This window comes from Formosa sp. S-31, from assembly GCF_051172795.1.
GTDB lineage: Bacteria > Bacteroidota > Bacteroidia > Flavobacteriales > Flavobacteriaceae > Formosa.
In genome coordinates, this window is record NZ_JAENDK010000003.1 from 250,904 (window position 1) to 262,418 (window position 11,515).

General features: G+C 35.2%; 12 protein-coding genes. 7 read left to right on the plus strand and 5 right to left on the minus strand.

The annotated features are described in order from the left end of the window. Positions 1-10 precede the first annotated feature (10 nt). Positions 11-1,366, plus strand: coding sequence for a DEAD/DEAH box helicase (locus I3217_RS05540; protein ID WP_435048753.1), 1,356 nt, complete (start codon positions 11-13; stop codon positions 1,364-1,366). Between the two features lie 15 nt (positions 1,367-1,381). Next, positions 1,382-2,173, plus strand: coding sequence for a S1/P1 nuclease (locus tag I3217_RS05545; protein WP_435048754.1), 792 nt, complete (start codon positions 1,382-1,384; stop codon positions 2,171-2,173). Between the two features lie 72 nt (positions 2,174-2,245). On the opposite strand, the gene I3217_RS05550 is transcribed toward I3217_RS05545, so the two are convergent. Further along, the gene (locus tag I3217_RS05550; protein WP_435048755.1) at positions 2,246-3,166 is read right to left on the minus strand and encodes a lytic transglycosylase domain-containing protein; all 921 of its coding nucleotides are present in this window, start codon (positions 3,164-3,166) and stop codon (positions 2,246-2,248) included. Positions 3,167-3,210: 44 nt separating this feature from the next. Beyond that, complete coding sequence (locus I3217_RS05555) at positions 3,211-3,885, minus strand: alpha/beta hydrolase (protein ID WP_435048756.1); 675 nt, start codon at positions 3,883-3,885, stop codon at positions 3,211-3,213. Between the two features lie 119 nt (positions 3,886-4,004). Between I3217_RS05555 and I3217_RS05560 the strand changes: the two genes are divergently transcribed. Together I3217_RS05560 and I3217_RS05565 are read left to right on the plus strand one after the other, a co-directional pair. Next, positions 4,005-4,301, plus strand: a complete 297-nt coding sequence (locus tag I3217_RS05560) for an N-acetyltransferase (protein ID WP_435048757.1) — start codon at positions 4,005-4,007, stop codon at positions 4,299-4,301. Between the two features lie 296 nt (positions 4,302-4,597). Next, the gene (locus I3217_RS05565) at positions 4,598-5,023 is read left to right on the plus strand and encodes a lipocalin family protein (protein WP_435048758.1); all 426 of its coding nucleotides are present in this window, start codon (positions 4,598-4,600) and stop codon (positions 5,021-5,023) included. A gap of 83 nt (positions 5,024-5,106) precedes the next feature. On the opposite strand, the gene mtaB is transcribed toward I3217_RS05565, so the two are convergent. Beyond that, a complete protein-coding gene (mtaB, locus tag I3217_RS05570) occupies positions 5,107-6,435 on the minus strand; it encodes a tRNA (N(6)-L-threonylcarbamoyladenosine(37)-C(2))-methylthiotransferase MtaB (protein ID WP_435048759.1) in 1,329 nt (442 codons plus the stop codon). Between the two features lie 220 nt (positions 6,436-6,655). Between mtaB and I3217_RS05575 the strand changes: the two genes are divergently transcribed. Next, the gene (locus tag I3217_RS05575; RefSeq protein WP_435048760.1) at positions 6,656-8,254 is read left to right on the plus strand and encodes an ABC transporter substrate-binding protein; all 1,599 of its coding nucleotides are present in this window, start codon (positions 6,656-6,658) and stop codon (positions 8,252-8,254) included. Position 8,255: 1 nt separating this feature from the next. Here I3217_RS05575 and I3217_RS05580 read toward each other — a convergent pair whose 3' ends face one another. Next, entirely contained in the window at positions 8,256-9,431 is a 1,176-nt protein-coding gene (locus I3217_RS05580; protein ID WP_435048761.1) for a GlmU family protein, read from the minus strand. A 74-nt stretch (positions 9,432-9,505) separates the two neighbouring features. Continuing rightward, the gene (locus I3217_RS05585) at positions 9,506-9,757 is read right to left on the minus strand and encodes a type B 50S ribosomal protein L31 (protein ID WP_435048762.1); all 252 of its coding nucleotides are present in this window, start codon (positions 9,755-9,757) and stop codon (positions 9,506-9,508) included. A 158-nt stretch (positions 9,758-9,915) separates the two neighbouring features. Between I3217_RS05585 and I3217_RS05590 the strand changes: the two genes are divergently transcribed. Further along, complete coding sequence (locus I3217_RS05590; RefSeq protein ID WP_435048763.1) at positions 9,916-10,446, plus strand: DUF4199 domain-containing protein; 531 nt, start codon at positions 9,916-9,918, stop codon at positions 10,444-10,446. Between the two features lie 39 nt (positions 10,447-10,485). Continuing rightward, on the plus strand, positions 10,486-11,436 hold the full coding sequence (locus I3217_RS05595) for a glycosyltransferase family 2 protein (RefSeq protein ID WP_435048764.1): 951 nt from the start codon (positions 10,486-10,488) through the stop codon (positions 11,434-11,436). Positions 11,437-11,515 lie beyond the last annotated feature (79 nt).

The following is an 11,515-nucleotide window of genomic DNA, read 5'->3' on the forward strand; positions in this document are numbered from 1 at the left end:
ATTACAAAACGTGACTTTTCAAGATCTTAATTTAAACACTCCGCTATACAACGCCCTAGAAGATTTAAACTTCACTACACCAACGCCAATTCAAGCGGAAGCTTTTAATGTGGTTAGTTCGGGAAAAGATGTTGTAGGAATAGCACAGACTGGTACTGGTAAAACCTTTGCTTATATGCTGCCTATTCTTAAAAATTTAAAATTTTCAAAGCAGGACAATCCTCGAGTACTTATTCTGGTACCTACACGGGAACTTGTTGTACAGGTTGTAGACGAAATCGAAAAACTTTCAAAGTACATAAACACTCGCGTTTTGGGTGTATACGGGGGTACAAATATTAATACACAAAAACAGCAAGTCGCTCAGGGACTCGACATTTTAGTAGCAACCCCGGGGCGCTTGTACGATTTAGCCGTAAGCAGAGTTTTACAGTTGAAATCCATACAAAAACTGGTAATCGATGAAGTTGATGTCATGCTCGATTTAGGATTCAGACATCAGCTTATAAACATCTTCGACATTTTGCCGGAACGTCGCCAGAATATTATGTTTTCCGCTACGATGACTCAGGATGTAGACGAACTTATAACCGACTTTTTCATTTCTCCAGAGCGTGTTTCGATAGCTGTTTCCGGTACACCGCTGGAAAATATCTTACAGGAGCGCTACGATGTTCCTAACTTCCATACCAAAGTCAACCTTCTAAATACTTTACTTCAAGACAAAGACACCTTTAACAAAGTGATTATTTTTGTTGGTTTAAAGAAAATGGCCGATCGTCTTTTTGAAGCTCTGGACGAAACGTTTAGTGAAGAAAGCTGCGTAATCCACTCTAATAAAACGCAAAATTACCGACTTCGTAGTATCGAACAATTTAGAAATGGCTTTAATCGTATTCTGGTTGCCACCGATGTTATGGCTCGTGGATTGGATATAGATAACGTGTCTCATGTTATAAATTTCGACACTCCAGATTTCCCTGAAAATTATATTCACCGTATCGGACGAACAGGTCGTGCAGAACGCAAAGGACATACTATTTTGTTTTCTACTGAAAAGGAGCAGGACGCCCTGGAACGCATTGAGAAATTAATGCAAATGGAAATTCCTCTAAACGAGTTTCCGGAAGATGTTGAAATTTCAACAGAATTACTGGAAGAAGAACGTGTAAAAATAAAAGAGCGGAACAACCCGATTAAACGTAGTACTGAAGATGTGCCCGGCCCTGCTTTTCATGAAAAGAAAGACAAAAATAAAAAAGAAAATCTGGGTGGTTCTTATCGCAGGGAAATCGCTAAAAAATACAAAAAGCCTAAAACCAGAGGCGACAAAAACTACAATAAAAAAAATAAACGTAAAAAATAACCAGAACAAAAACCAATGAAGTTAAAATCTACAGCCATTCTTATACTTGTTTTTTTAATGACATTTTCGATACAAGCCAATGTAAAACCATCACCAGAATGGGGCCCTACCGGACATCGTGTTGTTGGAAAAATAGCAGACAGCTACCTTAAAGGAAGCACAAAACGCGCCATTAAAAAACTACTTAAAAATCATACTCTGGCCTTTGTATCAACCTATGCCGATGAAATAAAAGCGGATAAACGTTATGCTGAGTTTTACGCATGGCATTATGTAAACATGGAAGCAGACCAGACTTACGAAGCCTCCACAAAAAATCCGGAAGGCGATATTGTAACAGGAATTAACCATTGTATTGCTGTAATTCAAGACAAAACCGCTACCGATGCCGACAAAGCATTTTATCTGAAACTACTAATCCATTTAATAGGTGACATACACCAGCCGATGCATGCAGGTTTAGCGGATGATAAAGGCGGAAATGATATAAAGGTAAAATGGATGGGGAAAAACACAAATTTACACCGGGTTTGGGACAGTGATATGATTAATTCGTTCGATATGGCTTATACAGAACTGGCTCTTAATGCGGATGCTTTATCTAAAGAACAGATTAAGAGTATTGAATCTGGCTCGGTTGTCGATTGGGTAAACGAATCGCATACGCTGGCCATGAGTTTATATAAAGACGTTAAAAACGAAGATAATCTGGGTTATCGTTATTCTTACGACCACTTTAAAACGGTAAGAACACAATTGCAAAAAGGAGGTATTCGATTAGCTAAAGTGTTAAACGATATTTTTTAATACAGCACTATATCATAAAAAAGGCCGGTAATTCTCTTACCGGCCTTTTTTTTTATTTTATTTAAAACACTACTAATTGTAGTATCCATCTTTAGGAATTTCAATTTCGTATAATTTTCTGGATTTATTATTCAGAAACGACTCACGCAACCATGGATTGTGAATCTTTAGTACCTTATAATTGATACCAAAACCTTTGGCGAAATCAGCAAAATCGGTCACTGCTGTATCGACCTTTACACTGTAAGTAGGTATATTTTTGTATAAATCCTTATCTCTAAAATTAAATCCATATTTTAACGGATTGTTTAAAATCTCTTTTAAAGCCACAATTCTAAACACATATCTTCCGGTTTCCTCACCTAAAAGTAAATCGTAATAATCGCTCACTTTTTGACGCTCCAGCTGTTTTTTAACCCCTGCATTACCTGCATTATAGGCCGCTGCTGTTAAGGTCCAAGAACCAAATTCTTCTTTAGACTTTTTAAAATACTCACAAGCCGCTTCTGTGGCTTTTTCTAGATGGTATCTTTCATCCACATTATCATTAACCTCTAACCCGTATTCTTTGCCTGTAGCACTCATAATTTGCCAAACACCTCTTGCACCGGCAGGAGACACAGCATTTGTTAAACCACTTTCTATAACAGCCAGATATTTAAAATCATCCGGAATTCCGTGTTTTTTCAAAATTGGTTCGATAACAGGGAAATATTTATGCGCTCTTTTAAACAATAACAAACCATTAGACTGCCAATAGGTATTTACCAGTAATTCCCGATCCATACGTTCATGAATATCCGGATCGTTTAATGGTAATGCCTCGCCAGCAAACTCTAAATGCTCCGGTATTTGCAAAGCATAAACATTATAATCGTTTATTAATTGTTTCTCGAAATTCTCATTGGTTTGAGGGTTTTGCACTGCATTAATAAATAATGCCGATAAACTTAATAATCCCACAAACACTAGTCCCTTTTGGATGCGCTTCATATTTAATAAGTTTTTGGTTAAATGTACTAAATGTGCATCAAATTTTAAGCCATATTTTCATCTAAAATTAATTTAGGGAGGTTTTCATTAAACCACTTAAATTTATTAATTATCATGACGTGCGTACCGCCTTTAATTGTAATACAATCTTTTACATACTGATGTGGAAAAACAGCATCTTTATCGCCATGTATATGAATGGTATTAGGCAAAGGCTCCTCCTGTGTCCAGCAGATAATCTGCTCTATAGCCCAATCGAGATACCACTTATCGTTAACAGACAAATATTTCTTATAAAGATCGACACGTTTTGTAGCGGTTTCTCCAAAGGCATATTTAGCAAGCAATTCTATATCCCCTAATAACTGAGTAGGCACTAACTTATAGGCTTTGGTTGCTTTAGCCAGCTTCATGCGTCTGGGCAGTTCATTTCTGGTTTTAACACTGGATATAATTATAACTTTTCTAACGTCTATATATTTGCTCATTTCCTGAACCAGTATACCTCCAAAAGATACGCCGACCAACACTACCTGCTTTTCTTTTATTTCAAGACACATGGTTTTGGCATAACTTTCCAGCGTATCATCAGCCTTTGGAATTCGCCATTCTAACCAGTGTATTTTAAACCGCCTTTCCGGTAATTTAATATATTCGAAAATACTTGGATTTGCTGCCATTCCCGGCATAAAATAGACATGAATGATTTCCTGATTCATAAGCCATTAAATTGTTAAAACGTTTCATTTTTTTTGAAAATTTTCGTAAATTTATAACATATAATAATATGAAATAGTTAACCCTATTTTCACTTCCTCATTCGTTAATAAAGATAATCATGATTGAAACCGCAGAAGTAATAGACAACGATTTTTTACGTCAATTCGAGTACAAAGTTAATGATGAATTAGCAATAATTGAATACTCTTTACAAGAACGAAAGATATTTTTAACTAAGCTCATAATTCCGGAAACCATAACTTCCAGTGAATTTAAGGAAGAATTTTTAAGTGCAGTATTCGAAATTATTGAAGAACGCAACTTAAGTGTAGTTCCAACCAGTCCGGACGTAGCTAAATTTATTCGAAAAAACAGGCAATATAAGAGTCTGCTCCCTATTGGAGTTAGAATATAAATATACAGCCGCTGACTATCAGCGGTTTTTTTTTGCCAATTATTAACTTCACCTTCCTTTTATTTCCTGCTTTTTTTCCTTCTATATTCATATAAAATCTCAAATTCTTCTATTCTTTCCGTAGTATTTCTCTTTTTAGTACACGTAAAAAACACTGTATTAAACTGAGTATTAAACTGAGTATCAAACTTTCCAATAAATGCATTTCATCGAAAAAATTAAACTTTTTAACGATTATTTAGATTTGTTTTCTATATTTACTTCAACCCAAATGAACAATTTAAAACTTAAATATTATGAAAACCTTGAAACTAACCTGCTTATTTGTTTTATCGATGCTTTTCATTACCTCCTGTTCTAGTGATGATGATAGCACGACTGAAGAAACAGTAAAAGAAGAACCTACCTTAGTTGGAGAATGGCATGGTGTTGCCAGTACATACAATGGCGTAGACTTTGGATCTCCTGAAAATTATGTAATTAATTTTAATGCTGAAAACCTTGCTGAATTCACCTATATCGGATATGGAGATAATGGTGAGGATATAATCAGAGAGGCAACCTACGAAATCAACGAAGGTGTTTTAACTATAGACTGGCAAGGTGCCTACAAGGATATGGAAACCATGTATATTAAAATTACCGAATTAACAGAAGATACGTTGGTAATAGAATACAACATAACTCTGGACGGCGTAATTACAGAAACCTATACAAGATAACCATCTACTACAGTTTAACACAAAAAAAGCTGATTCTTAAATCGAATCAGCTTTTTTTATGTTTATGTAATTAATGTAAAATCCTATTCTGCTTCTACAGATATAACCTCAAAACGTACTAAACCATCTTCATCTATCCCTGTTAAGTCTACCTCGTGTAAAGTATTTACCAATTCCGGATTCCATGGCGCTTTTACTTTCACATAATTTTCTGTAAATCCGTGAATATACCCTTCTTTGTTCTCACCTTCAAACAATACAGTTCTTCTTGAGCCAAGCTGACTTTCATAAAATGCACGACGCTTCTTAGCTGAAAGCCCTCGAAGCATTTTGCTCCGCTTAGATCTTACATTTTTAGGGATTTCACCGTCCATATTAGCAGCCAGAGTATTATCTCTCTCAGAATATGTAAACACATGTAAATACGAAATATCCAGATCTGCCAAAAATTGGTAGGTCTCTAGAAACAATTCATCTGTCTCACCCGGAAATCCTACAATCACATCAACTCCAATACAAGCGTGAGGCATAACTTCTTTAATTCGAGTTACCCTGTCTACATACAATTCCTTTAGATAACGGCGTCTCATAGCTTTTAAAATAGTATTACTACCACTTTGTAAGGGTATATGAAAATGAGGTACAAAAGTCCTACTTTGAGACACAAAATCTATCGTTTCGTTTTTAAGTAAATTCGGCTCTATTGAAGAGATTCTTAAACGCTCTATACCATCTACCTGATCCAAAGCCTGAACCAATTCGAAAAAAGTATGCTCATGCTTCTTATTTCCAAACTCTCCTTTACCATAATCGCCAATATTAACTCCGGTAAGAACAATCTCTTTAATATTTTGTTCAGAGATTTCCTTGGCATTTTTAAGCACATTTTCCAAAGTATCGCTTCTGGAAATACCTCGTGCCAACGGAATGGTGCAATAGGTACATTTATAATCGCAGCCATCCTGTACTTTTAAAAAAGCTCTGGTACGATCACCAATAGAATAGCTACCTACATAAAAATCGGCTTCCTCTATTTCACAGGAATGTACTTCTCCAAAATCGTTTTTAGATAAATCGTTGATGTAATCTGTAATTTTAAACTTCTCGGTAGCTCCTAATACCAAATCTACTCCATCGACATCTGCCAGTTCCTGTGGCTTTAATTGCGCATAACACCCTACCGCCGCAACAAAAGCATCCGGATTTACTTTTTGCGCCTGCTTCACAATAGTTTTAAATCGCTTATCGGCATTGTCTGTTACCGAACAGGTATTTATTACATAAATATCTGCAGGTTCAGAAAAATCTACGCGGTCAAATCCCTCATCCTTAAAACTTCTTGCTATTGTAGAAGTTTCGGAAAAATTTAACTTACAACCCAGGGTATAAAATGCTACTTTTTGTCGATTCATAGTTGATATTCTAAAAACGCTGCAAATTTACAAAAAACCAACGTGTTATTCGTTAAAAGCATCCTAATACCTAAGCTATTAAATATTCTACCCGTTATAAAAGAGAAGAAATTAAAAAATACACCATGTAAAACAACATAATACCCTTATTTTTGAAAGTGTATAAGCCAAATATATCCCGAATTACCATATGAGTTATTTAAATGCCCTTTATAAATCCATGTATCGAATTCTCTCCCTTTGTATCGGTTTTGTTTTATTACACTCCTGTAATTCTAACCAGGCAAAGCAAAAAGATCATTTGGTTTTCCGCTATAACGAACACAAAAATATTGGTTCTTTAGACCCTGCTTTTTCTAAAGACATTTCAGATATCTGGGCTACAAACCAACTTTTTAACGGTTTAGTACAAATGAACGATAGTATGCAGGTGCAGCCATGTATTGCTAAATCCTGGAAAATTTCGGATGATGGTTTGACTTATGATTTTACATTACGGAATGATGTTTGGTTCCACAAACACAAACTTTTCGGAAAAGACAGTACCAGAACAGTATTGGCACATGACTTTGAATTTAGTTTAAACCGGCTTTTAGACAAAAAATTAGGTTCTCCCGGCCGTTGGGTTTTAAATAAAGTCGAAACATTTAAAGCTGTTAACGATAGCGTATTTTCTATAACATTAAAGCAGCCTTTCCCCGCCTTTTTAGGCTTACTCACCATGAAATACTGCTCGGTAGTACCAAAGGAAATTGTGGAAAACTACGGGACCGACTTTAGATCTCATCCTATTGGAACAGGTCCCTTTTATTTTAAACGCTGGGAAGAAAACATAAAATTAGTCTTTAGAAAAAACAAGATGTATTTTGAAAAAGACAAAGATGGTACAACTTTACCATATCTTGAAGCGGTGGCCATTACATTTCTACCCGACAAACAAAGTGAATTTTTACAATTTGCTCAAGGTAATATCGATTTTGTTTCTGGTTTGGATGCCTCGTACAAAGACGAAATTTTAACAGCAAACGGAGAATTAAGATCACAGTATACCAATGAAGTAAACATAATCCGTGGCCCCTATTTAAACACAGAATACCTATCTTTTTTTATGGATTCTGAGCAACAGGTAATACAATCTGAAATATTACGACAAGCTATAAATTATGGTTTCGACCGAAAAAAAATGATGATATATTTGCGCAACGGTATAGGCATTCCTGCTCATGGCGGATTTATTCCCAAAGGATTACCGGGCTATAACGCAAGTATCGGCTTCAATTATAACCCAGAGAAAGCAAAAGCCTTAATCCAGCAATATAAACAGGAAAGTGGAAACCAATCTCCTGAAATAACCATAACCACAACCAGCAACTATTTAAGTTTTTGTGAGTATATTCAACGTGAACTTCAAAAAACAGGGTTACTGGTGAACATAAATGTTATTCCGCCCTCGGCTCTAAAAGACGCCAAAGCCAATGGTAAACTGGATTTGTTTCGGGCAAGTTGGGTAGCAGATTATCCCGATGCTCAAAATTATCTTTCATTGTTTTACAGCAAAAATTTTGCGCCAAACGGTCCTAATTATTCTCATTTTAAAAATGAGCAATTTGATTCCTGGTATGAGCAATCTTTTACAGAAAGCAACCCTGAAGTAAGAGCTCAACTATATCGTAAAATGGATTCTCTGGTTATTTCTAAAACGCCGGTTGTTCCACTTTTTTATGATGAAGTTGTGAGGTTTACCAGAAAAAACGTTTCTAATCTTGGCATAAACCCCATCAACTTATTAGAATTAAAACAGGTTAAGAAATTAAGATAACTTAATCGCGTCTGTACTTTTTTGTTTCTTCAAAGACATGCTCCAGAATAGCCTTATCTGTATCAGTAAGCTCTATTTGACGTCTTTTCATTACAACTTCGGCCACCTCAAAAACTTTTTTTGGCAAGTAAGTTGTAAAACCACTACTTCCACCCCAGCTAAAACTAGGTACAAAATTTCTTGGATAGCCAGAGCCAAAAATATTAGCACTTACCCCTACGACTGTCCCCGTATTAAACATGGTGTTTATTCCGCATTTACTGTGGTCTCCCATCATTAATCCACAAAACTGTAAGCCTGTTTTAGCAAAGCTTTCGGTTTCGTAACTCCAAAGTCTTACTTCTGCATAATTATTTTTAAGGTTAGAATTATTAGTATCTGCTCCCAGATTACACCATTCTCCTAACACAGAATTCCCAAGATAGCCCTCATGTCCTTTATTGGAGTTTGCAAACATAACAGCATTGTTCACCTCACCCCCTACTTTACAAAACGGACCTATTGTAGTCGGGCCATAAATTTTTGCTCCCATTTTAACAATAGCATTATCGCACAGCGCTAAAGGGCCTCGAATAGAAGTACCTTCCATTATTAGCGAGTCCTTTCCTATATAAATTGGGCCATTCGAAGCATTTAAATTCACAAAATGCAATTCAGCGCCTTCTTCAATAAAAATATTATCGGCAGCAATAGTATTTACTGTTGAAGGAATAGGTTGGGACGTTCTTCCTTTAGTTAACAGATCGAAATCTTCCTGAATAGCTTCTCCATTTTTTGAAAAAATATCCCAGGTGTGTTCTATTTTTATTACATCATCATCAAATTCAATAGCCTCATAGTCCTCAAAATTAATATCATCCTGATTCTCCGTAGCAAAAAAAGCAATCACCTCATCATCCTTAAAAATTGCCTGATTGGCTTCAAGACCTTTAACCAGTTCTACTAATTCGTAATTCGGTAAAAATGAAGCATTAATCATTACATTCTCATCCATTTCCACCATAGGGTATTTCTCTGCTAAATAATCTTCCGTTATGGTCGTCGTGGTATATCCCAAATAATTTTCCCATTTTTCGCGAATGGTTAGTATACCAATTCTAAGATCTGCAACAGGTCTTGTATACGTAAATGGCAACAAACTATTACGAGAAGGGCCATCAAAAAGAATGTAGTTCATGATTGAAATTTTGAGTAAAAATAAAAAAGCCTTTCATTAGATGAAAGGCTTTGATAAAATATATTGTAACTAAATTACTTCTTGAATTTAGCGTATTTGTTTTTGAATTTATCAATACGACCTGCAGTATCGATTAATTTAGATTTACCTGTGTAAAACGGGTGTGATGTTCTTGAAATCTCCATTTTAATTAAAGGATACTCAACACCATCAACTTCTAAAGTTTCATTTGTATTAGCAGTAGATTTTGTTAAAAATACATCGTCGTTAGACATGTCTTTAAATGCTACTACTCTATAATTTTCTGGATGTATATCTTTTTTCATCACTAATGCGTTTTAATCTTATCAAATTTTGAGACTGCAAATTTACGCATTTTTTATTATCACGCAATTTTTTTTTGATTTTTATTCCAACTTATTTTTGTAACCTTTTCCTATATTTGTTTACTAACAGTACTAAACTTAAAAACTAATCACAAATTATGGAAAATTCTTCAAAATCAATTGCTGTTACCTACGGTATTTATTTGGCTTTATTATTGTCTTCTGTTACAATTCTGGCTTATGTCATTAATTTAGAATGGTTAACCAGCATGGGAGTTGGTATAGGGCTATTTATCGTTATTTTAATTTTTGGAATTATCTCCATCGTTAAAACAAAAAAATTATCACAAGGCTTTATCAGTTTCAAAGAAGCTTTTACGGCTTACTTTAAAACCGTTGTAATAGGCGTTTTAATTAGTTCTGTGGTAAGCATTATTCTTTTTAATTATATAGACCCTGATGCTGCCGATTTTTTACAGGAGCAGGTTATTATAAAAACCACCAAAATGATGGAAAATTTTGGTACGCCTCAGGAAGCTATAGATAAAGCTATAGCCGATATTCGAAATCAAAATCAATTTGATCTCTTAAATCAAGCTAAATCTTTAGCCATGCAACTAGTGTTTTATGCTGTAATAGGCCTTATAATTGCATTCATATTGAAAAAAAACGACCCGGAAGCTAATTAATTATAGTATTTTTGACGTTTTAAAATTTAAATTCCATAGATGAATATATCAGTAGTCATACCACTACTCAACGAACACGAATCATTAAATGAACTTTACGATTGGATTGCCGGTGTTATGCATTCCAATCGTTTTTCTTATGAAATCATTTTTATAGATGATGGTAGCACTGATAATTCCTGGAAACTGATTTCTAAACTTTCCGAAAAACATCCCGAGGTAAAAGGTATACGTTTTATAAAAAACTTTGGAAAATCTCAGGCCTTACACGCTGGTTTTGCTCAGGCCGAAGGCGATGTTGTTATAACCATGGATGCCGATTTACAAGACAATCCGGAAGAAATTCCAGAACTGTATAACATGATTGTAAACGACCAATTTGATATGGTTTCGGGCTGGAAGAAGAAACGGTACGATTCGGTAATTTCTAAAAACCTACCGTCTAAACTGTTTAACTGGGCGGCGAGAAAAACTTCGGGAGTAAAACTGAATGACTTTAACTGCGGGCTAAAAGCTTACAAAAATGAAGTTATAAAACATATCGATGTAAACGGCGAAATGCACCGCTACATTCCGGTTCTGGCTAAAAATGCCGGTTTTAGTAATATTGGAGAGAAAGTTGTCCAACACCAGGCCAGAAAATATGGTATTACCAAGTTTGGGATGGACCGTTTTATTCATGGTTTTCTTGATTTAATTACCATTTGGTTTTTATCCAGATTTGGCAAAAGACCTATGCACCTCTTTGGCGCTTTAGGTTTTTTAATGCTGGCTATCGGCTTTGGATTCGCCACGTATCTTGGTATCGATAAATTATTCATCAACCCTAAAGGTCGCTTAATTACAGAACGTCCCGAATTTTTTATTGCCCTCGCAACTATGATCATTGGAACGCAATTTTTTGTTGCCGGATTTTTAGGGGAATTGATTTTAAGATCGAAACCAGATCGAAACAGATACGCTGTAAAAAGCACACTCAATTTAAATTAACACACAGGAATTTAACGTGGGATTAATCCTTAACTTTATACGAATTCCTTATTTTTGTTCACGATATTAACACTAAGAT

Excerpts from the sequence above, each read along its gene's own strand:
- I3217_RS05550 (WP_435048755.1), bottom strand. The coding sequence starts at position 3,166 with ATGAAGCGCATCCAAAAGGGACTAGTGTTTGTGGGATTATTAAGTTTA.
- I3217_RS05565 (WP_435048758.1), top strand. The coding sequence starts at position 4,598 with ATGAAAACCTTGAAACTAACCTGCTTATTTGTTTTATCGATGCTTTTC.
- mtaB (WP_435048759.1), bottom strand. The coding sequence starts at position 6,435 with ATGAATCGACAAAAAGTAGCATTTTATACCCTGGGTTGTAAGTTAAAT.
- I3217_RS05590 (WP_435048763.1), top strand. The coding sequence starts at position 9,916 with ATGGAAAATTCTTCAAAATCAATTGCTGTTACCTACGGTATTTATTTG.
- I3217_RS05575 (WP_435048760.1), top strand. The coding sequence starts at position 6,656 with ATGTATCGAATTCTCTCCCTTTGTATCGGTTTTGTTTTATTACACTCC.
- I3217_RS05580 (WP_435048761.1), bottom strand. The coding sequence starts at position 9,431 with ATGAACTACATTCTTTTTGATGGCCCTTCTCGTAATAGTTTGTTGCCA.
- I3217_RS05585 (WP_435048762.1), bottom strand. The coding sequence starts at position 9,757 with ATGAAAAAAGATATACATCCAGAAAATTATAGAGTAGTAGCATTTAAA.
- I3217_RS05545 (WP_435048754.1), top strand. The coding sequence starts at position 1,382 with ATGAAGTTAAAATCTACAGCCATTCTTATACTTGTTTTTTTAATGACA.
- I3217_RS05560 (WP_435048757.1), top strand. The coding sequence starts at position 4,005 with ATGATTGAAACCGCAGAAGTAATAGACAACGATTTTTTACGTCAATTC.
- I3217_RS05595 (WP_435048764.1), top strand. The coding sequence starts at position 10,486 with ATGAATATATCAGTAGTCATACCACTACTCAACGAACACGAATCATTA.
- I3217_RS05555 (WP_435048756.1), bottom strand. The coding sequence starts at position 3,885 with ATGAATCAGGAAATCATTCATGTCTATTTTATGCCGGGAATGGCAGCA.